The organism is Rhodococcoides kyotonense (assembly GCF_900188125.1).
GTDB classification, from domain to species: Bacteria; Actinomycetota; Actinomycetes; order Mycobacteriales; family Mycobacteriaceae; genus Rhodococcoides; species Rhodococcoides kyotonense.
Genome location: NZ_FZOW01000001.1, coordinates 488,062 through 507,410, shown reverse-complemented (window position 1 = coordinate 507,410; position 19,349 = coordinate 488,062). Strand labels below are relative to the sequence as shown.

20 protein-coding genes and 1 pseudogene are annotated in these 19,349 nt (G+C 65.3%); 16 read left to right on the top strand and 5 right to left on the bottom strand.

Annotation, left to right across the window (positions count from 1 at the left end; all coding sequences use genetic code 11):
• The first annotated feature begins 31 nt into the window (after positions 1-31).
• The 6 genes and pseudogenes from CHB96_RS02325 (at position 32) to CHB96_RS02300 (ending at position 6,382) form a co-directional block, all read left to right on the top strand.
• Positions 32-388, top strand: coding sequence for a YraN family protein (locus tag CHB96_RS02325; RefSeq protein WP_371828976.1), 357 nt, complete (start codon positions 32-34; stop codon positions 386-388).
• Positions 388-1,894 (top strand): annotated as a pseudogene (locus CHB96_RS02320) (YifB family Mg chelatase-like AAA ATPase). Before CHB96_RS02325 ends, CHB96_RS02320 begins: the two are co-directional and overlap by 1 nt.
• Positions 1,891-3,015 (top strand): DNA-processing protein DprA, encoded by a 1,125-nt coding sequence (gene dprA, locus CHB96_RS02315; RefSeq protein ID WP_089242910.1) that lies wholly within the window; start codon positions 1,891-1,893, stop codon positions 3,013-3,015. Before CHB96_RS02320 ends, dprA begins: the two are co-directional and overlap by 4 nt.
• Positions 3,016-3,112: 97 nt before the next feature.
• The gene (locus tag CHB96_RS02310) at positions 3,113-3,895 is read left to right on the top strand and encodes a siderophore-interacting protein (RefSeq protein ID WP_089242909.1); all 783 of its coding nucleotides are present in this window, start codon (positions 3,113-3,115) and stop codon (positions 3,893-3,895) included.
• Between the two features lie 86 nt (positions 3,896-3,981).
• Positions 3,982-4,929, top strand: coding sequence for a tyrosine recombinase XerC (locus CHB96_RS02305; protein WP_089243084.1), 948 nt, complete (start codon positions 3,982-3,984; stop codon positions 4,927-4,929).
• 271 nt (positions 4,930-5,200) lie between these two features.
• Positions 5,201-6,382 carry a MinD/ParA family ATP-binding protein gene (locus CHB96_RS02300; RefSeq protein ID WP_342746233.1) on the top strand — a complete coding sequence of 394 codons (1,182 nt, stop codon included), beginning with the start codon at positions 5,201-5,203 and terminating at the stop codon, positions 6,380-6,382.
• Between the two features lie 6 nt (positions 6,383-6,388).
• Here the strand turns inward: CHB96_RS02300 and CHB96_RS02295 are convergent, their stop codons facing one another.
• Complete coding sequence (locus tag CHB96_RS02295) at positions 6,389-6,850, bottom strand: M23 family metallopeptidase (RefSeq protein ID WP_089243083.1); 462 nt, start codon at positions 6,848-6,850, stop codon at positions 6,389-6,391.
• Positions 6,851-7,222: 372 nt separating this feature from the next.
• Between CHB96_RS02295 and rpsB the strand changes: the two genes are divergently transcribed.
• The 6 genes from rpsB to CHB96_RS02265 all read left to right on the top strand — a co-directional run bounded on the left by rpsB (position 7,223) and on the right by CHB96_RS02265 (position 12,269).
• Positions 7,223-8,086 (top strand): 30S ribosomal protein S2, encoded by an 864-nt coding sequence (gene rpsB / locus CHB96_RS02290; RefSeq protein WP_089242908.1) that lies wholly within the window; start codon positions 7,223-7,225, stop codon positions 8,084-8,086.
• Between the two features lie 106 nt (positions 8,087-8,192).
• Positions 8,193-9,017 (top strand): translation elongation factor Ts, encoded by an 825-nt coding sequence (gene tsf, locus CHB96_RS02285; protein WP_089242907.1) that lies wholly within the window; start codon positions 8,193-8,195, stop codon positions 9,015-9,017.
• 216 nt (positions 9,018-9,233) lie between these two features.
• The gene (gene pyrH, locus CHB96_RS02280) at positions 9,234-9,962 is read left to right on the top strand and encodes a UMP kinase (protein ID WP_089242906.1); all 729 of its coding nucleotides are present in this window, start codon (positions 9,234-9,236) and stop codon (positions 9,960-9,962) included.
• A 60-nt stretch (positions 9,963-10,022) separates the two neighbouring features.
• Positions 10,023-10,580, top strand: a complete 558-nt coding sequence (frr, locus tag CHB96_RS02275) for a ribosome recycling factor (protein WP_089242905.1) — start codon at positions 10,023-10,025, stop codon at positions 10,578-10,580.
• A gap of 31 nt (positions 10,581-10,611) precedes the next feature.
• Complete coding sequence (locus CHB96_RS02270; RefSeq protein ID WP_089242904.1) at positions 10,612-11,559, top strand: phosphatidate cytidylyltransferase; 948 nt, start codon at positions 10,612-10,614, stop codon at positions 11,557-11,559.
• Positions 11,556-12,269: a class I SAM-dependent methyltransferase gene (locus tag CHB96_RS02265; protein ID WP_089242903.1), complete on the top strand. Its 714-nt coding sequence runs from the start codon at positions 11,556-11,558 to the stop codon at positions 12,267-12,269. Before CHB96_RS02270 ends, CHB96_RS02265 begins: the two co-directional genes overlap by 4 nt.
• Here the strand turns inward: CHB96_RS02265 and CHB96_RS02260 are convergent.
• Positions 12,266-13,105 carry an HpcH/HpaI aldolase/citrate lyase family protein gene (locus tag CHB96_RS02260; protein ID WP_089243081.1) on the bottom strand — a complete coding sequence of 280 codons (840 nt, stop codon included), beginning with the start codon at positions 13,103-13,105 and terminating at the stop codon, positions 12,266-12,268. The two genes, CHB96_RS02265 and CHB96_RS02260, sit on opposite strands and share 4 nt — an antisense overlap.
• Positions 13,106-13,210: 105 nt before the next feature.
• Positions 13,211-13,633 carry a LapA family protein gene (locus CHB96_RS02255; RefSeq protein ID WP_089243080.1) on the bottom strand — a complete coding sequence of 141 codons (423 nt, stop codon included), beginning with the start codon at positions 13,631-13,633 and terminating at the stop codon, positions 13,211-13,213.
• A 242-nt stretch (positions 13,634-13,875) separates the two neighbouring features.
• Here CHB96_RS02255 and rlmN point away from each other — a divergent pair, with 242 nt between their 5' ends.
• Entirely contained in the window at positions 13,876-14,940 is a 1,065-nt protein-coding gene (rlmN, locus tag CHB96_RS02250; RefSeq protein WP_217899915.1) for a dual-specificity RNA methyltransferase RlmN, read from the top strand.
• Between the two features lie 75 nt (positions 14,941-15,015).
• On the opposite strand, the gene CHB96_RS02245 is transcribed toward rlmN, so the two are convergent.
• A complete protein-coding gene (locus CHB96_RS02245) occupies positions 15,016-15,285 on the bottom strand; it encodes a DUF2631 domain-containing protein (protein ID WP_089243079.1) in 270 nt (89 codons plus the stop codon).
• A gap of 201 nt (positions 15,286-15,486) precedes the next feature.
• Between CHB96_RS02245 and puuE the strand changes: the two genes are divergently transcribed.
• Positions 15,487-16,395 (top strand): allantoinase PuuE, encoded by a 909-nt coding sequence (puuE, locus tag CHB96_RS02240; protein ID WP_089242901.1) that lies wholly within the window; start codon positions 15,487-15,489, stop codon positions 16,393-16,395.
• On the opposite strand, the gene CHB96_RS02235 is transcribed toward puuE, so the two are convergent.
• Positions 16,376-16,858, bottom strand: a complete 483-nt coding sequence (locus CHB96_RS02235; RefSeq protein ID WP_089242900.1) for a DUF1990 domain-containing protein — start codon at positions 16,856-16,858, stop codon at positions 16,376-16,378. The two genes, puuE and CHB96_RS02235, sit on opposite strands and share 20 nt — an antisense overlap.
• Before the next feature lie 69 nt (positions 16,859-16,927).
• Here CHB96_RS02235 and dxr point away from each other — a divergent pair, with 69 nt between their 5' ends.
• Positions 16,928-18,109: a 1-deoxy-D-xylulose-5-phosphate reductoisomerase gene (dxr, locus tag CHB96_RS02230; protein WP_089242899.1), complete on the top strand. Its 1,182-nt coding sequence runs from the start codon at positions 16,928-16,930 to the stop codon at positions 18,107-18,109.
• Positions 18,110-18,117: 8 nt separating this feature from the next.
• Positions 18,118-19,332 (top strand): M50 family metallopeptidase, encoded by a 1,215-nt coding sequence (locus CHB96_RS02225; protein WP_089242898.1) that lies wholly within the window; start codon positions 18,118-18,120, stop codon positions 19,330-19,332.
• The last annotated feature ends 17 nt before the right edge of the window (positions 19,333-19,349 follow it).

The window sequence follows — 19,349 nt, the reverse complement described above, 5'->3', positions numbered from 1 at the left end:
GGCAGTCGGCGAACCGATGATCACTGGGGGAATGATGTCGAATGCGGAGTTGGGGGCTCGGGGCGAGGCGTTCGCCGCACTGTTCCTGGTCGAGGCCGGAATGGAGATCGTCGACAGGAATTGGCGGTGCAGGTACGGCGAACTGGACATCGTCGCGCGTGACGGCGACACCATGGTGTTCGTCGAGGTGAAGACCCGCTCGGGGGTCAAGTACGGCACTCCGGCCGAATCGGTGACGCCCGTCAAGCGTGCACGTATCCGTGCCTTGGCCTTGGCGTGGCTGCAGAAGCACGAGTATCCCTGGGTACGAATGCGTTTCGACGTCGTCGCAATTCTGATGACGCGTGACGGCGACCCCGTGGTGTCGCATCTGAAAGCGGTGTTCTGATGGCGCTGGGACGTGCTTTCTCCGTTGCCGTCAGCGGAGTCGACGGTCAGCTCGTCGAGATCGAGGCGGATATCGGACGCGGACTTCCCGGTGTCCATCTGGTCGGGTTGCCGGACACGGCATTGCACGAATCCCGTGACCGTGTGAAGGCGGCTGTCTCGAATTCGGATGGCACTTGGCCTGATTCGCGGGTCGTCCTGGCGCTCTCTCCGGCGACGCTGCCGAAGGTAGGGTCCGTCTACGATCTGGCGCTCGCGGTGGCAGTCCTGCACGCGGACAAGCAGATTCCGCGCGGCTCGGTACACCGGACGGTGTTCCTGGGGGAGCTGGCACTCGACGGTCGGCTTCGAGGAATTCGGGGAGTCCTGCCTGCTGTGTTGGCAGCGAAGAAAGCTGGATGGACTTCGGTGGTGGTGCCGATCCACGCGCTCGCGGAGGCTGGTCTCGTCGACGGGGTGGACGTGTTCGGAGCGCGATCGCTGAAGGATGTCGTGAGGTGGCTGCGAGGTGAGATCGATCTGACCCGTCCGATCCCGAACGTCTGGGACGACGCGGTCGTGTATCCGGACATGAGCGAGGTGGTGGGCCAACCCGAGGCGCGGTGGGCGTTGGAGGTGGCGGCAGCGGGCGCGCATCATGTGATGTTGACCGGGCCACCTGGAATCGGAAAGACGATGCTGGCGCAGCGACTGCCGGGGATTCTTCCCCCACTGACCGACGAGGAGGCGCTCGAGGTCACCGCGATTCATTCCGTCGCAGGCACTCTGACGGGCGACAGTCCGCTGATCAGTGCGCCGCCGTTCATCGCGCCGCATCACTCGACGACGGTCAGTGCCATGGTGGGCGGCGGGTCTGGAATGGCGAAACCAGGGGCGGTCAGCAGGGCGCACCGAGGGGTCCTGTTTCTCGACGAGTGTGCCGAGATCGGTGTGAAGGTGCTCGAATCTCTGCGAACTCCGTTGGAAGACGGCGAGATTCGCATTGCACGACGCGACGGCGTGGCCCGATACCCGGCTCGGTTCCAGCTGGTGCTCGCAGCGAATCCGTGCCCGTGTGCCCCGGCGCGCGACGCCGACTGTGTTTGCACCCCGACGGTGAGGCGCAAGTATCTGGGGAAGCTCTCGGGGCCGCTGCTCGATCGGGTCGATCTCAGGATCGCGATGAAAGCGATCGCGACGGGTGCACTGACCGACGAAGTGGGTGAGTCCACCGAGGTGGTCCGCGCCCGTGTGACCGCGGCGCGACGCAGCGGCGGAACGGTGGCACGACTACGGATGGCGCACCAACGCGGAGGTACCGGGTCCGGCACTGCGCCAGAAGTTCACGCTGTCACGAGAATCGGTGCGCCCGATCGAGCGGGCACTCCGAAACGGATCTCTGACCGCTCGCGGTGCCGATCGGGCGTTGCGGGTCAGTTGGACGCTGTGCGATCTGGCAGGCGGGACCATGCCCGGCATCGACGAGGTCGGCGCGGCTCTCGACTTTCGAGACAGGGGAACGAAATGACGACACACAGTGATCGACAACTGGCGTGGGCGTACCTGTCCCGCGTCGCTCAGGGTCCCAATCGAGAGCTGGCCGAGTTCGCCACCGAGGCCGGGCCGGAGGAGGCACGAATCGAGCTCGGCCACGGCCGTTTCGGTGAGCGGCTTCAAGTGCGCGCGCATATCGACACAGCGGAGGAAGATCTGAATCTGGTTGCGGCGTTGGGCGGGCGGCTCGTCACTCCCGACGACGACGAATGGCCCACCTGGCAGTTTCTGTCCTTCGACGGCGCAGGGATGCCGACGACGTCGGACCACTGCGCGCCGTTCGCGTTGTGGGTACTCGGGAAGAAACCGCTCGACACGCTCGGCGAACGTGCGGTGTCGGTCGTCGGAACCAGAGCGGCCAGCGCGTACGGCGAACACGTGACCGCCGAGATATCGGGTGACCTCGCGGTCGACGGCTGGACGATCGTGTCCGGTGCGGCATTCGGGATCGACGCCGCCGCCCACCGGTCCGCGTTGGGCGTCGGCGGCACGACCGTCGCCGTCCTGGCGTGTGGAATCGACCGGGCATACCCGTCGGGACACGCCCGTCTGCTCGGCCGCATCAAGGAGTCCGGAGCTGTCGTCAGTGAGTACGCACCGGGAACGACGCCGGCGAAACACAGGTTTCTTTCTCGGAACAGGCTCGTCGCAGGCTTCGGTTCGGCTGTCGTGGTCGTCGAGGCCGGGTGGAGAAGCGGGGCACGCAACACCGCTGCGTGGGCGCGCAAGCTCGGCAGGCCGGTGCTGGCCGTACCGGGACCGGTGACCTCGGCGTCGTCGAAGGGATGCCACCGCATGATTCGCGAGGGCGAGGCGCGTCTGGTCGCCGATGCTCACGACGTCGTCGCCGAAGCGGGTGCCGTCGGCGAGGTCGACGAGGGGCGCCCGTCCATGTTTCGCGACGTCGACGCCTTGTCCGACTCGGCGTTGCGTGTCTACGAGGCGTTACCTGCGTCCGGGACGCTGTCTCCTCGGGAACTGTCCGAGCTGTCGTCGCTTCCGCTCACCAAGGTGCGCTCGGTGCTGCCGTTGCTGGAGCTGGAGGGGTTCGTCGCCAGCGACGAGACAGGGTGGTTTCGCGTGGTCAGGATGTGAACGAACACGCGGCGTGTGCCGCCCGGTAGCCTGATTAGGCAACACTTACTCGAAAAGACTTCAGACAACGCTCGAGCAGCTCGGAAAGGCTGACCACGTGGCACGACGCAAGACGACCCTGACCGTCCTTCGAACCGAGGCGCTGACACCGCACATGCAGCGGGTCTACCTGGGCGACCCCGGGTTCGACGATTTCGAGCCGGTCGATTTCACGGATTCGTACGTCAAATTGATCTTCGGGCCCGAGGGTGACGAGATCATGCGTACCTACACGATCCGATCCGTCGACACCGCTGCCCGTGAGATCGCCATCGATTTCGTCGTCCACGGCGACGAGGGCGTCGCGGGCCCGTGGGCCGCCAAGGCGCAGCCGGGCGACACCATCGGCCTGTACGGCCCCAACGGCGCGTACACGCCACGCGCCGACGCGGATTGGCACCTGTTGGCCGGGGACGAGTCGGCGATCCCGGCCATCTCGGCGGCCGTCGAGAAGTTGCCGGAGGACGCGATCGCGAAGGTGTTCATCGAGGTGGCCGATCGCAAGGACGAGATCTACATGGAGACTCTCGCAGTCGTCGACGTCACGTGGGTCCACCGCGGTGCGCCGTCCAACGAGGTCGCGGAGGACAAGGCGGGAGACAATGCCCCGTTGATCGAGGCCGTGCGCAACACGGAATGGTTGCCAGGCCAGGCGCAGGTCTTCATCCACGGAGAGGCACAGGCGGTGATGCACAACCTTCGCAGTTACGTACGCAAGGAACGCGGCGTCTCCGCCGAGTGGGCGTCGATCTCCGGATACTGGCGACGGGGGCGCACCGAGGAGACGTTCCGCGTGTGGAAGCGCGAACTGGCGGAGGCCGAGGCAGGCGCGAGCAGCTGAGCATCGGTCGGGTCGATGCACCCGGGCACGTCGGGTCGTCGGCGCGTCCGGTTGCCCGAGAGCCGTCGAACGGTCAGGCTGAGGCCATGTCCGAACCAGGAGCTGCGCGACGCGAGGCGTTGCCGCCGGTGTTCAGGGATCTACTCGACGAGTACTCGGAGTACCTCCGCCTCGGCAGGGATCGGTCGCTCCACACGATTCGGGCCTATGCCGCCGACGCGGAGTCGCTGCTTGGTTACCTTGCGCAGGAGCGCAGTTCCGAGTCCGTCGCAGACCTCGATCTCACATTGCTGCGAGCCTGGTTGGCGCAGCAGGCGCGATCGGGTTCGGCGCGATCGTCGATAGCACGCCGGACTTCGTCGGCCAGGGCGTTGACGGCCTGGCTGACCCGAACCGGCCGCATCGATACGGACCCGGCGCTGCGGCTGTCGTCACCGTCGGCGAAGAGATCTCTGCCGACCGTGCTGAAACCAGGCCACGCAACCGATGCGCTCGTCGCCGCCGAATCCGGTGCAGCCGAACGAGATCCGATCGCACTGCGAGACTGTCTCATCGTGGAGATGCTGTACGCCACCGGTATTCGAGTCGGTGAACTGTGCGGCCTCGACATGGACGACGTCGACACCGCCAGGCGCCTCGTGCGGGTCCTGGGCAAGGGCAACAAGGAGCGGTCGGCGCCCTACGGCGTTCCCGCTGCACAGGCGATCGAGGCGTGGGTCACGCACGGACGCCCGAAGCTGGTGAACGAACGGTCGGGCGCGGCGCTGTTGCTCGGTAGGCGGGGCGGCCGTATCGATCCACGTCAGGCGCGCACCGCCGTGCACGACGTTCTCGACGCAGTGCCCGGCGCGCCGGACATGGGTCCGCACGGTCTACGCCATTCGGCAGCCACCCATCTGTTGGAAGGCGGCGCGGATCTGCGCGTGGTCCAGGAATTGTTGGGACACGCGTCATTGGCGACGACTCAGATCTACACGCACGTCTCGGTGGAGCGACTGCGTTCCGTCCACGATCGAGCGCACCCGCGAGCATGACATCGGCGTCGAGCTGTGGACACGAGTATTTGGTAGCGTCGTGGCGAAACAAACCGCGTGCACAGTATTGTCGGGCACACACGTATGGAAGTCCGAATCGATCACCAAATCCGTATACGGGGGAGCCGTGGACCGCGAACAACCACAAGGCACGTCAGCCGCGTGGTCGATCCATGATCAGGTGCGTCCAGGTCGGCCGTTTCGTTCGAATCCTGTCCCTCTTGGCCCTGCGCCACTCGGTGCCGACACTTTCCAAGCCGGCGAGGCGTCGATGAACGGCGACCGCCAAGCTCCGCCGTGGCAGTCCCCACGCCCGGATCGACGACCTCCGCGGTACACGCCACCGGATCGGGATCCCGGCGCGGGTGCTGTGCCGCAGGCTTCGCAAGGACAGAGCCAGCCCGGCCCGACGCGTTCGCCAGGTACCGAGAACTGGACCCCGCCGTGGGCAGATCCAGCAGGTGCACAGGAACCGCCTCGGCCTGCCGGTCGACAGTACGAGCCGACGAGCCAGGACCTCGTGCCCGACGCTCTGCTCAAGCGGCCGCGCAGGGCGTCGACGTCGGGATGGCGCCGGGGCGTGCACCGATTGACCGGCGGAGTCATCAATCCCGGTGAGTCGACGGCCGAGGAGCGCTACCGCAACCAGGTCGACCGAATCAGGCAACCCGTGATGGGGGACTACCGAATCGCATTTCTGTCCCTCAAGGGTGGGGTGGGCAAGACCACGACAGCGTTGGGTCTCGGGTCCACGTTCGCGTCGCTGCGAGGGGACTGCGTCATCGCAGTCGACGCCAACCCGGACTTCGGCACACTCGGCGAGCGTGTTCCACGTCAGACGTCGTCGACGGTGCGGAATCTGCTGGCCGACGCGGAGAACATCAAGCGGTACTCCGACATCAGGGCGCACACGTCGCAGGCGCCGAGCAGGCTCGAAGTGCTTGCGGGGGAACGTGATCCGGCCGCGTCGGAGATGTTCGGCGAGCAGGACTATCGATCGGTCATCGAGATGCTGCAGGTGTACTACAACCTGATTCTCACCGACTGCGGTACCGGCATCATGCATTCGGCGATGAACGGCGTCCTGCAGCTCGCCAATGCGCTCGTTCTCGTGTCGTCGCCCGCCGTCGACGGGGCTCGTAGTGCCGCAGCAACATTGGACTGGTTGCAGCTGCACGGGTACGGGCACCTGGTGGAGCGCACCGTCGTCGTGATCAGTTCCGTTCGGCCGGGTTCGTCCGCCGTCGACATGAACCTGCTCACACAGCACTTTCTCGAACGATGCCGCGCAGTGCTCGTCGTGCCGTTCGACGAACATCTCGCCGAGGGTGCCGTCGTCGACCTGAATCTGCTTCGCCCGCAGACCCGTGCGGCCTTCGTCGAACTCGCCGCGATGGTCGCCGACGACTTCCCGGCCGCGACGGGTCGCCATTCGGGACCGAGCTGGCGCTGACCGTCCTCAGGCAGGAGCGAGGGGCTTGAGGACGATGCGCGTCGCGCCGACCAATCGCAGCGGGTCGAGATAGTCACGGTCTCGTCGCACGCCCCAGTGCAAGCACGGGTCGGCGCACCCTGCGTGACCCGGTTCGAGTACCCCGATCGGATCACCGGAACGGACGCGGTCACCGACGGAGACGGACGCAACCACGGGTTCGTAGGTGGTGCGCAGGCCGTTCGGGTGGTCGATCGACACGACGGGCTTGCCCGCAACGGACCCGGCGAACACGACGGCCCCGGCGCCCGCGGCCGACACCTGTTGTCCGGCGGAGCCCTGTAGATCGACGCCGCGGTGGCCGGGGAGCCAGTCGTGTTCGGGTGGGTCGAACGCCACGGCGACGACGGGACGCGGCGTCAGCGGCCACACGAAGCGATCGGACGGCGACGCGTCGGCAACCCCGAGTGAGACGGGGACCGTGAGCATCGGCAGTAGCAGGACCACGAAGAGCAGGCGTTTCACGGTGTTCAGCGTCACCTGATCGGCGCTCGCGTGGAGTATCGAAACGGTAACTGTGGACAGCCCCGAAATTCATCCACAACTGTCGATTCGTCTTGACCGTCGGGCCTGGTTATGTATGCAGCCGGCGAAGCCGTACACTTACCGGGCGACCTGTGCATGCATGGGTCGACTTCGCGCGTCCGCGTCATGTGGTCGGCCATTTCGATGGCTCCCTCCGCATAACTGGGCTGTCGGGCGGTCCTGCTTCTCGAAGTGGGTCCGGCAGTCAGCGGTCGCCAGGGCAGGGGTCACACGGCACCCTGCGTCAACCGGCAATCGAAAGAGAGTTATTCAGCCATGGCTGTAGTAACCATGAAGCAGCTGCTCGACAGCGGCACACACTTCGGACATCAGACCCGTCGCTGGAACCCGAAGATGAAGCGTTTCATCTTCACCGACCGCAACGGCATCTACATCATCGACTTGCAGCAGACGCTGACCTTCATCGACAAGGCTTACGAGTTCGTCAAGGAGACTGTCGCTCACGGCGGCACCGTCCTGTTCGTCGGCACGAAGAAGCAGGCGCAGGAGTCCATCGCCGCTGAAGCAACTCGCGTGGGCATGCCCTACGTGAACCAGCGCTGGCTCGGTGGCATGCTCACCAACTTCCAGACGGTCCACAAGCGTCTTCTCCGCCTCAAGGAGCTCGAGGCAATGGAGCAGACCGGCGGCTTCGAGGGACGCACCAAGAAGGAAATTCTCATGCTCACGCGTGAGATGACCAAGCTGGACCGCACCCTCGGTGGTATCCGCGACATGGCCAAGGTTCCGTCGGCCATCTGGATCGTCGACACCAACAAGGAGCACATCGCCGTCGGCGAGGCTCGCAAGCTGAAGATCCCGGTCATCGCGATCCTCGACACCAACTGCGACCCCGACGTCGTCGACTACCCGATCCCGGGTAACGACGATGCGATCCGTTCCGCAGCACTGCTGACCAAGGTCGTCGCATCGGCAGTCGCCGAGGGCGTCCAGGCTCGCGCGGGCCTGAACACGAGCACCGACGCAAAGCCCGAGGTCGGCGCAGGCGAGCCTCTCGCAGAGTGGGAGCTCGAGCAGCTCGCGCAGGCTTCGCCCGCGGCCGAGGCCACGCAGGAAGCTGCTGCCGAGGCGCCCGTCGCCGACGCTGCAACCGAAGAAGCATCCGCACCGCAGGCATGATCGAACAGGTCCCGATCGGCGTGAGCGCGCCGCTCGGGGCCTTTTCTGCGGATCGTGACGTTCCAAGCTTTGCCCACCCACAGCATTTTCAGGAGGGTCGCCCGACATGGCGAACTACACCGCCGCTGACGTGAAGCGGCTCCGCGAGCTCACCGGCTCCGGAATGATGGACTGCAAGAACGCACTTGCCGAGACCGACGGAGACTTCGACAAGGCTGTCGAGCAGCTGCGCATCAAGGGCGCCAAGGACGTCGGCAAGCGTGCCGAGCGTTCCACCGCCGAAGGCCTCGTCGTCGCCAAGGGCGGCGTCCTGGTCGAGATCAACTCCGAGACCGACTTCGTCGCCAAGAACGAAGAGTTCCAGGCGTTCGCGGATTCGGTCGCAGCAGTTGCTGCCGAAGGCAAGCCTGCAGACGTCGACGCACTCAAGGCGCTCGACCTGAACGGCAAGACCGTCGACACCGCTCTGCAGGAGCTGTCCGCGAAGATCGGCGAGAAGCTCGAGATTCGTCGCGTCGTGTCCTTCGACGGACCTGTCGCCACCTACCTGCACAAGCGCAGCGCGGACCTTCCGCCCGCCGTCGGCGTGCTCGTCGAGTACACCGGTGAGGGCGAGGCAGCAGCCGAGGCTGCTCGCGGCGCCGCAATGCAGGTTGCAGCTCTCAAGGCCAAGTACGTCACTCGCGACGAGGTTCCCGAGGAGATCGTCGCTTCCGAGCGTCGCATCGCCGAGGAGACCGCACGCGAGGAAGGCAAGCCCGAGCAGGCTCTGCCGAAGATCATCGAAGGCCGTGTCAACGGCTTCTTCAAGGATGTCGTGCTGACCGAGCAGTCCTCGGTCCAGGACTCCAAGAAGTCCGTCCAGAAGATCCTCGACGAGGCAGGCGTCACTCTGGTGCGCTTCGCTCGCTTCGAGGTCGGCTCGAACTGATCCACACGGATCGATAGATCGACCAGCGATGCCGTTCGCCCGGCTGCACCGTCGGGCGAACGGCATTGCTGTGTGGGGAGCCACTTCGACGGACCCGACTTGCCCGGCGGCGGATGCGTCGGACGTCGCCCCCATAAGGCAGGATGAGAGCAACGGTGCAGTGTGAACGCGCCGTGTTCACCGTGCGCATTCGACAGGCGAGTACCGAGGAGAGCAATGACCGATCCCGCCACCGACCGCCCCGGATTCAAGCGTGTGATGCTCAAGCTGGGCGGTGAGATGTTCGGCGGAGGGCAAGTGGGCCTCGACCCGGACGTCGTCAACAACGTCGCAGAGCAGATCGCCGAGGTCGTCGCGACCGGCGTTCAGGTCGCCGTCGTCATCGGAGGAGGCAATTTCTTCCGCGGTGCCGAACTTCAGGTCCGCGGTATGGACCGGTCACGGTCCGACTACATGGGCATGCTCGGAACCGTCATGAACTGCCTTGCGCTGCAGGACTTCCTCGAGAAGCAGGGTGTTGCGACTCGTGTGCAGACCGCCATCACGATGGGCCAGGTCGCCGAGCCGTACCTGCCGCTGCGAGCCCGCAGGCATCTGGAGAAGGGCCGCGTCGTCATCTTCGGTGCCGGGATGGGCATGCCGTATTTCTCCACCGACACCACGGCGGCGCAGCGCGCCCTCGAGATCGGCGCCGAGGTACTCCTGATGGCGAAGGCAGTCGACGGGGTGTACTCGGCGGATCCGCGCCTGGACCCCGACGCGACGATGTACGACTCGATCACCCACCGTCAGGTCATCGAGAAGGGTCTGAAGGTCGCCGACGCCACCGCGTTCAGCCTCTGTATGGACAACCAGATGCCGATCATGGTGTTCAACCTGCTGACTCAGGGCAACATCGCCCGTGCTGTCGCGGGTGAGAAGATCGGAACACTGGTGCAGTCGTGACCCGCGCAGACCACCACACGAACGTGCTGGATCACGAACGAGGACGATGGAGGACAGACCGTGATTGACGAAGCTCTCTTCGACGCCGAGGAAAGAATGGAAAAGGCGGTCACCGTTGCACGGGACGACCTGTCGACCATCCGTACCGGCCGAGCGAATCCAGGCATGTTCAACCGTATCGTCGTCGAGTACTACGGCGCGCTGACTCCCATCACACAGCTGGCGAGCATCAACGTTCCCGAAGCTCGTCTCGTCGTCATCAAGCCGTACGAAGCCGCGCAGCTCGGGCCCATCGAGACCGCCATCCGCAACTCGGATCTCGGTGTCAATCCGACCAACGACGGCAACCTCATTCGTATCGGTGTTCCGCAGTTGACGGAAGAACGTCGCCGCGAGTTCGTGAAGCAGGCGAAGGGCAAGGGAGAGGACGCGAAAGTGTCCATCCGCAACGTCCGTCGTAAGACGATGGAAGAGCTCAAGCGCATTCAGAAGGACGGCGAAGCAGGCGAGGACGACGTGGTCCGCGCCGAGAACGAGTTGGACAAGACCACGTCCAAGTACACCGCGTCGGTCGACGAGTTGGTCAAGCGCAAAGAAGCAGAGTTGATGGAGGTCTGATCCTCGTTCAGCGTGAGACCGTAGACATTCGATGCAAGGAGATGGCGGCGTGGTGGGATCGGAACGACAGCGGGAGTCCGCCTCGCCCGATCCCGACGGCGAGGCAGGTGACCCCGCGTCCACCCCGACCTCGGCGCCGACCCCGCCGGACGTGAAGTCACCGGGACGTGCCGGACGTAATCTTCCCGCGGCCATCGCGGTCGGCGGGGGCCTCGGTATCTCGCTGATCCTGATCATGGTCTTCGCGCCACTGGTCTGGATCGGCGTGGTGGCCGTGGCTCTCGCCGTGGCCACCTACGAGGTGTCCAAGCGGCTGCGCGAAGCCGGTGTCCTCGTGCCGCGCATCCCGCTTATTCTCGGTGGTCAGGCGATCATCTGGTTCGGATGGCCCTGGGGCACGACAGGGGTGCTCAGCGCTACCGCGGGAACGGTGTTGGCCTGCATGGTCTGGCTGTTGTTGCAGCAAGGCCTGGGTTCGGCGCCCAAGAACTATCTCCGCGAACTCGCGGTCACGATCCTGGTCGCGTGTTGGCTGCCGCTGCTCGCGTCGTTCGCGGTACTGATGGTCCTCGCCGACGACGGCGCCGGCCGAGTCCTGGTGTTCCTCATTGCAGTCGTGTGCTCGGACGTCGGCGGATACATCGCAGGCGTGCTGTTCGGCAAGCATCCGATGGCGCCTGCCATCAGCCCCAAGAAGTCCTGGGAAGGACTCGTGGGCTCGCTGCTGTTCTGCATCATCGGATGCCTGCTCACCGTGACGCTCATCCTCGACGCGAACTCGATGATCGGAATTCTGCTGGGCGTCGTCCTGGTCGTGACGGGCACACTGGGCGACCTCATCGAATCTCAGGTCAAGCGCGATCTGCGGATCAAGGACATGGGCACTCTGCTGCCCGGCCACGGCGGAATCATGGACCGCCTCGATTCGCTTCTGCCGTCGGCATTCGTGGCGTGGTTGGTCTTCACGGTCCTGTTGTGAGCGGTTCGCGCGTCATCCCGAGTCCGAACATCTGGAATTGGCCGAGCGTGTACGAGGCCGAGAACCGGGCTCAGGACGCCGACGGACGGATCGCCGAGGTTCTCGCGCGTATCGCGCCCTGGGAGGGTGCAACGATCGTCGACGTCGGATGTGGCACCGGGTTTCACCTTCCGGCGTTCGCGTCGTCCGCAGCCCGTGTCGTCGGGGTGGAACCTCATGGGCCGTTGATCAAGGCGGCCAGAAACAGGACTGCGTCGTTGCCGAACGTACGCGTCGCCGAGGGATCCGCCGAATCATTACCGCTGGACGAGCAGTCCGTGGACATCGTGCACGCCCGAACTGCCTACTTCTTCGGTGCCGGTTGCGGGCCCGGCATCACCGAAGCGATGCGCGTACTGCGGCCCGGTGGAGTTCTCGTTGTCGTCGATCTGGATGTCTCGGCGTCACCGTACGGGGACTGGATGCGAGCCGATCTGCCGAAGTACGACTGCGCTGCGGTCGAATCCTTCTTCGAGGCTCAAGGTTTCGCACTCGAACGCGTCGACACACGCTGGCAGTTCGACAGCCGTGAGACCATGCGCGCCGTGTTGGGAATCGAGTTCACCGAACGCACCGCGGCCAGGGCTGCACGGAGCATCCCTGGCCTCGGATTCGATGTTCGGTACCGAGTCCACTGGCGAGAAAAGCCCAGTGGACTCGAACGGGGCTAGCCCGCGTCGATACCGAACACCTCGGCCGCTTCACGAATTTTCAATGCCTTGGCGAGACGCGGCAGATCGCTACCGTCGCGCACGCCTGCTCCGTCGACACCGAGATCGTCGATGGTGTCGTTGGACCACGTGACGTCTCCTGGCGTCGGTGCGAGTTCGCGATTGACGACGGGGGCCTGCTCGGGACGCATGCAGAGCTTGCCCGTCATGCCCATGGACAGGGTCAGTGCGGAATCGCGGCTCAGGATCGCGTCGTCGGCGACCAGAGTAGGTCCGTCGATCGGTCCGGGCAGGCGCGCGGCGCGCGAGGCCACGACCAGGCGCGAACGCGGGTATGCCATGGCGAGAGGTGCGTCACTCATGCCGGTGTCGCGTCGGAAGTCGCCGCTACCGAACGCGAGTCGGAACGTCGCGTCGGCGCGCGCGATTTCGGGGGTTGCTTCGAGACCCATGGCCGATTCGATCAGTGCCAGGATCCGCGTGCCTTCTGGAAGTCGCGACGCTGTTGCCTCGACCTGGTTTCCGCTCTCGGTCTTGGCGAGCATGACACCCGCGAGGCCCTTCAAGCCGGCCAGTGCGGCAAGGTCGTCGGCCCAGAACGACGTCGTCGCGTCGTTGATGCGAACCCAGGCGGTGTTTCCGGCTTCGAGCCACTCGACGACGGCTCGGCGTGCAGCTGGTTTGGCTGCAGGAGCAACGGCGTCCTCGATGTCGAGGATGACCGCGTCGACCTCGGATTCGACAGCGGCGGTGAAGGCTTCGGGCTTGGTGGCGGGGACCAAGAGCCATGAGCGGGCACGCTCCGGCGCAACGCCGGAAGTCACGGGTGTCTCCATGAAAGTGGTCACGTATGGCTCCTTGCGGTGAAATCGGGCACGACCCACCTTATCGATTCAGAATCCGGACGCCACCTTGCGTGCATAGTGTTCAGCGGCCGGACACTATTTGCGTTTGGCTGCCCGCCTGATCTGAAGGATTCGGACGCCGCCCGCGAGCGCCATCACGAGGGCGCCTGCGATCGCGGCGAGCAGCATGCTGACGCCGAGTGGCAGTTCGAACGTCCACACGAAGATGTTCACGGGAACCGCGTCGAGGTTCTGCAGGATGAAGATCAGCAGAACCACGAGAACGATCGCGCCGACTACCAAACCGGTCCACGTAGCTGCGGCTTTCGTGTGTGCGATGCCTTCCGGTGACTTCCCGACGGGTCGGCGAGTGTCCCGTACCGCCTCGGGGTCGGGGGCGCTGTGTTCGTCCGAATCGGGAGTCGTGATCGGGGCCGGGGAGCGGTCGTCGTACGTGCTCGGTACCGGTGTCGTATCGGGGAATGTTCCGTCGTTGCCGTCGCCTGATGTCGTGGACATGATCAGATCCTTTCGCACGCCGAAGCCGAATGCACGCGTTGTGCCATGGCAGGGTTACCCGTCGGTCACCACCCGGAAACCGGGCTGCGGGTCGTCGGCGAATATGCGAGAACGCGCAGTAGTGGGACACTGGAAACACTATGAGTGACTCCGCCACGACAGCCGACGATTCCGCAGCATCCGACACCCAGAAGCAGACGAGGCCGTCGCTGCCGCTGGTGTTCGCGGATCGGCGTCGCGGCATGCCGCCGCGTCACCTCGCGGACCTGGACAAGGACGGTCTGCAGGCCGCGGTCAAGGAACTCGGCCTGCCGGCTTTTCGCGCGAACCAGCTGGCCCGCCACTACTACGGTCGACTCGAGTCCGACACGACGAAGATGACGGATCTGCCTGCCGCTGTCCGCGAGAAGGTCGGCGCTGATCTGTTTCCGCCGCTGCTCACCCCGATCAAGCACCTCGCGTGCGATGACGGCGACACGCGCAAGACACTCTGGAAGGCCAACGACGGCACGCTGCTCGAAAGCGTGTTGATGCGGTACCCGGACCGAGCGACGCTCTGTATCTCCAGCCAGGCAGGCTGCGGCATGGCGTGCCCGTTCTGCGCGACGGGACAGGGCGGTCTCGACCGGAACCTCACGACGGCCGAAATCGTCGACCAGGTGCGTTCTGCCGCAGCCGATCTGCGCGACGGGCTGGTGCACGGGGGAGAGGGCAGGCTCTCGAACGTCGTGTTCATGGGCATGGGTGAGCCGCTCGCCAACTACAAGCGGGTCGTCTCGGCAGTGCGCAAGATCACCTCGCCCGCGCCCGACGGCCTCGGCCTGTCTCAGCGCTCGGTCACCGTGTCGACCGTCGGGCTCGCTCCTGCGATCCGCAAGCTCGCCGACGAAGGTCTGTCCGTGACGCTGGCTGTGTCGCTCCACACTCCCGACGACGAATTGCGCGACACGCTCGTGCCGGTGAACAACCGGTGGTCCGTCGCGGAGGTTCTGTCTGCGGCCCGCTACTACGCGGATCGGACCGGTCGGCGCGTATCGATCGAGTACGCGATGATCAAAGAGGTCAACGACCAGCCGTGGCGTGCCGACATGCTGGGCAAGAAGTTGCACAAGGCGCTCGGCTCGCGTGTGCACGTCAATCTGATCCCGTTGAACCCGACGCCGGGCAGCGAGTGGGACGCGAGCCCGAAGGACGTCGAGCGCGAGTTCGTCAGAAGGGTGATCGCACAGGGCGTCTCGTGCACCGTCCGCGATACGCGCGGACAGGAGATCGCCGCGGCGTGCGGTCAGTTGGCTGCCGAGAACTGACAGGTCGACGCGAGCGCCCCTGAAACGACGAAAGCCCGGTACGAGAATTCGTACCGGGCTTTCGTGTCGAGACAGCTAGCGGGGCTTGCGCTTGACGACGACGTCGCGGACGACGAGGCCGACGAGTGCGAGCGCGAAGCCGATGAGCCACAGATCCTCGACGAATCCGTGGTGGTTGCCGTGCATCATGAACAGCAGCATCGCGGCGACGACGAGGGCGGCGATGCGCATCGCCTTGTTCGACTCGCCACTCCAGCCCCAGTCGGCCGAAGGCACCTCTGCGATGTCCTCGTGGGTGTACTCGACCGGGTCGTACGAAGCGGGGTTCAGCTCGGTTTGGGCCACCGGTCGATCCTCTCGGGTCAAAAGGGCGCCGACGAGATCGGCGCGTGTGTCGCTGACAATATTTGCATACGACCGGTCGTCGTAGCCAGCAGGGTGGGAGGTCGCGCGCCGTAGTCCGGCGCCGACGTGCGATTGCTGGGAGACTCCTGTTCCGTGACTTCCGAACGGCTCGCGCATCCACTCGTCCCGTATCCCCGAGACATGGTCGGTTACGGGGCGACTCCGCCGGATCCGCGGTGGCCGGGGCGCGCCAACGTCGCTGTTCAGTTCGTACTGAACTACGAGGAGGGGTCCGAGAACAACGTCCTCGATGGCGATACGAAATCCGAGACGTTCCTGTCCGAGATGATCGGTGCACAGGCGTTCCCGAACCGGCACATGAGCATGGAGTCGTTGTACGAGTACGGATCTCGTGCGGGCGTGTGGCGTGTGCTTCGTGTCTTCGAGCGTCGCGGTCTTCCGCTGACGATCTTCGCCGTCGCGCGGGCGATGCAACGCAATCCCGAAGCGGCTGCTGCCTTCGTCGAACTCGGCCACGAGATCGCCAGTCACGGCCTGCGGTGGCTCAGCTACCAACAGATCGACGAGCACGTCGAGCGTGAGCACATGGCCGAGGCCGTCGAAATACTGACGGACCTCACCGGCCGTGCGCCCGAAGGCTGGTACACCGGTCGCGACTCACCCAACACGCGGTCACTCGTCGTCGAACACGGTGGATTCCTCTACGACTCCGACTCCTACGCCGACGACCTTCCGTACTACGACCGGGTCACGCGTGGACCGGAAACCGTCGACCATCTTGTCGTCCCGTACACGCTCGACACCAACGACATGCGATTCTCGTCACCAGGTGGATTCTCGACGGGCGACGAGTTCTTCGCTCATCTACGCGATGCGTTCGACGTCCTGTACGCCGAAGGTGAGGCGGGAGCGCCGAAGATGCTCTCGGTCGGGTTGCACTGCAGGTTGGTCGGTCGGCCTGCGCGCACGGCGGCGCTGGAACGTTTCCTCGACCACGTGCAGTCGCACGACAAGGTGTGGATCGCACGCCGTGTCGACATCGCCCGGCACTGGCTCGAACATCACCCCGCTACGACGCCGCCCGCATAGCCGAGATGTAGCGGCCGGTGAACCAGCTCTGCACAGCGTGGCCGAGCGGTCCGCCGAGTCTCGTGTACCACGTGCCCGGCCGTGAGAAGGCTCTGATGTGCGCGTATACGGCCCCGGCGTCGTCGATCTCGACCAGGAAGCATTCTTCGCCTTGCTCGGGATGGCCCGGCAGTGTGCCGTACGCGAAACCTGCCCGACCCGTCTCGTCGACGACATAGACGACGCGGCACGGGATACGCACGGGTCCGAGACGCAGCACGACGACCGAGTCGGCCTGCGCCGTCGGCGACGACGCTTCGACTCGCAGTCCTGCACGTCGATGGACATCCCACGTGAGCAGGGCAGTCGAAGCCGACGCGAATGCTTCTCGGCCCTCGCCGATGCGAACCCGCCGTTCGACGTGGTGGTATCCCGATGGCAGCGGCCCGCGCGTGGCGCCGATCTCGGAGTAGGACAGGTTCATGGGGCAAGCGTGCCACGCGCACTCGAGCCGCACAGCAGACTCTCAGGGGCCATCAGGAACAATGGACGGGTGCCAGAGCCTAGAGCGCCTTTCGATCCACCGTCGGACACCCCGAAGCGAGTACTCCTCCTGGGCAGTACCGGGTCGATCGGTACCCAGGCTCTCGACGTCATCGCCGCGAATCCCGATCTGTTCGAGGTGGTCGGACTCGCGGCAGGTGGCGGCAACATCGATCTTCTGCGGCAACAGATCCTTCGCACGGGCGTCGATTCGGTTGCCGTCGCGCGGTCGGCGGGGGAGTTGGACTGCCGCACCGTTCTGACCGGTGACCGTGCGGTGACCGAGCTCGTCGAATCCACGTCGGCCGACATCGTGCTCAATGCGCTCGTCGGCTCGCTCGGTCTCGAGCCGACGCTCGCCGCGTTGAAGACCGGCGCGACTCTGGCCCTGGCGAACAAGGAATCGCTCGTCGCGGGTGGTGAGCTCGTCCAGGCTGCCGCAGCGCCCGGGCAGATCGTCCCGGTCGACTCGGAACACTCGGCGCTGGCGCAGTGCTTGCGCGGTGGGCGCGCGTCCGAGGTCGAGCGGCTGATTCTGACGGCGTCGGGTGGGCCGTTTCGTGGATGGTCCGAGGTCGAACTGAAGTCGGTGACTCCGGATCAGGCGGCTGCGCATCCCACGTGGTCGATGGGCCCGATGAACACGCTCAATTCCGCGACGTTGGTGAACAAGGGCCTCGAGCTGATCGAGACGCATCTACTGTTCGACATTCCGTACGACCGCATCGACGTCACCGTGCACCGCCAGTCGATCGTGCACTCGATGGTCACGTTCTTCGACGGCTCCACCATCGCGCAGGCGAGCCCGCCCGACATGAGGTTGCCCATCGCCTTGGCGCTCGGCTGGCCCGACCGGGTGCGCGACGCGGCCCGCTCGCTCGATTTCACGACGGCGTTCACGTGGGATTTCGAACCGCTCGACGACCGGGTGTTCCCGGCGGTCCAGCTCGCGCGTGAGGCCGGTGTCCTCGGTGGCTGCATGACGGCCGTGTACAACGCGTCGAACGAGGTGGCGGCCGAGGCGTTCCTGGCGGGACACATCGATTTCCCACAGATCGTCGAGACCGTCGCCCAGGTCGTCCATGCTGGAAGCGACGACTGGTCCCAGTCTCCGACCAGCGTCGACGACGTACTTGCGGCAGACTCCTGGGCCCGTGGGCAGGCCCGCACACTCCTGAATCGGAAGGGCTAGACAAGACGATGGTGTTCGTGTTCGGCGTCATCCTCTTCGCGCTGGGGATCACCGTGTCGATCGCCCTGCACGAGGCAGGGCACATGTGGACGGCTCGCGCTACCGGCATGAAGGTGCGACGGTACTTCATCGGATTCGGTCCGAAGGTCTTCTCGTTCCGGCGAGGTGAGACCGAGTACGGATTGAAAGCGATTCCGGCAGGCGGGTTCTGCGACATCGCGGGCATGACGGCGATCGACGAGCTCGCACCCGACGAGATCGACCGCGCGATGTACCGCCAGAAGACGTGGAAGCGTCTCGTCGTGATGATGGGCGGAATCTGGATGAACTTCGTCCTCGGATTCCTGCTGATCTTCGCTCTCGCGATCGGCTGGGGACTGCCGAACCTGAATCCGCCCACCGGCGCGATGGTCGGGCAGATGCCGTGCGTCACGGCCACCCAGAACGACGACCTGACCTACCCCACATGCTCCGGTACCAGTCCTGCGTACGACGCGGGCATCCGCCAGGGCGACGTCATCACCGAAGTCGGTGGCACCGAGACTCCGACGTTCGCGGACGTCGTCGCCGCGACCCAGCCGTTGTCGGGCACAGTCGATTTCGTCGTCGAGCGTGACGGCCAGGAGTTGACGTTCCCGGTCCAGGTGCAGCAGGTCCAGCGGTGGGTCTCCGACGGTACCGAGACCGGCAGGACGTACGAGACGGTCGGCGCGGTCGGTGTGCAGATGGAGACGTTCGGCGCGACGAAGTACAACCCGCTCGCAGCAATCCCGGCGTCGTTCGCGTTCACCGGCGACATGTTCGTCGAGACGGCGCATCGTCTGGTCCAGATGCCGAGCAAGGTCGCGGATCTGTGGACGTCGATCACCGGAGGCGAACGCGACCCGGAGACACCGATCAGCGTCGTCGGCGCCAGTGTCATCGGTGGGCAACTCGTCGAACGGTCGCTGTGGCCCGTGTTCGTGCTGTTGCTCGCGAGCCTGAACTTCTTCCTCGGAATCTTCAACCTGCTGCCGTTGCTTCCGCTCGACGGCGGACACATGGCAGTGACGATCTACGAGCGGATCAGGAACTTCTTCCGCAACCGTCGTGGTCTGCCGAACGGCGGACCCGTCGACTACATGAAACTCATGCCCGTCACCTACGTGGTGATCGTGATCGGCGGCGCGTACATGTTGCTCACGCTCACAGCAGACATCGTGAACCCCATCCAATTGTTCTGACTAGACTCGTCGGCAGA

What these genes read in the sequence shown, in the direction of transcription:
- pyrH (WP_089242906.1), top strand. Translation starts at nt 9,234, where the DNA reads ATGACCGATCCCGCCACCGACCGCCCCGGATTCAAGCGTGTGATGCTC.
- dprA (WP_089242910.1), top strand. Translation starts at nt 1,891, where the DNA reads ATGACGACACACAGTGATCGACAACTGGCGTGGGCGTACCTGTCCCGC.
- CHB96_RS02300 (WP_342746233.1), top strand. Translation starts at nt 5,201, where the DNA reads ATGAACGGCGACCGCCAAGCTCCGCCGTGGCAGTCCCCACGCCCGGAT.
- tsf (WP_089242907.1), top strand. Translation starts at nt 8,193, where the DNA reads ATGGCGAACTACACCGCCGCTGACGTGAAGCGGCTCCGCGAGCTCACC.
- CHB96_RS02270 (WP_089242904.1), top strand. Translation starts at nt 10,612, where the DNA reads ATGCAAGGAGATGGCGGCGTGGTGGGATCGGAACGACAGCGGGAGTCC.
- CHB96_RS02255 (WP_089243080.1), bottom strand. Translation starts at nt 13,633, where the DNA reads ATGTCCACGACATCAGGCGACGGCAACGACGGAACATTCCCCGATACG.
- CHB96_RS02325 (WP_371828976.1), top strand. Translation starts at nt 32, where the DNA reads ATGATGTCGAATGCGGAGTTGGGGGCTCGGGGCGAGGCGTTCGCCGCA.
- CHB96_RS02295 (WP_089243083.1), bottom strand. Translation starts at nt 6,850, where the DNA reads ATGCTCACGGTCCCCGTCTCACTCGGGGTTGCCGACGCGTCGCCGTCC.
- rpsB (WP_089242908.1), top strand. Translation starts at nt 7,223, where the DNA reads ATGGCTGTAGTAACCATGAAGCAGCTGCTCGACAGCGGCACACACTTC.
- CHB96_RS02225 (WP_089242898.1), top strand. Translation starts at nt 18,118, where the DNA reads ATGGTGTTCGTGTTCGGCGTCATCCTCTTCGCGCTGGGGATCACCGTG.
- puuE (WP_089242901.1), top strand. Translation starts at nt 15,487, where the DNA reads ATGGTCGGTTACGGGGCGACTCCGCCGGATCCGCGGTGGCCGGGGCGC.
- CHB96_RS02260 (WP_089243081.1), bottom strand. Translation starts at nt 13,105, where the DNA reads ATGGAGACACCCGTGACTTCCGGCGTTGCGCCGGAGCGTGCCCGCTCA.
- CHB96_RS02235 (WP_089242900.1), bottom strand. Translation starts at nt 16,858, where the DNA reads ATGAACCTGTCCTACTCCGAGATCGGCGCCACGCGCGGGCCGCTGCCA.
- rlmN (WP_217899915.1), top strand. Translation starts at nt 13,876, where the DNA reads ATGCCGCCGCGTCACCTCGCGGACCTGGACAAGGACGGTCTGCAGGCC.
- CHB96_RS02305 (WP_089243084.1), top strand. Translation starts at nt 3,982, where the DNA reads ATGTCCGAACCAGGAGCTGCGCGACGCGAGGCGTTGCCGCCGGTGTTC.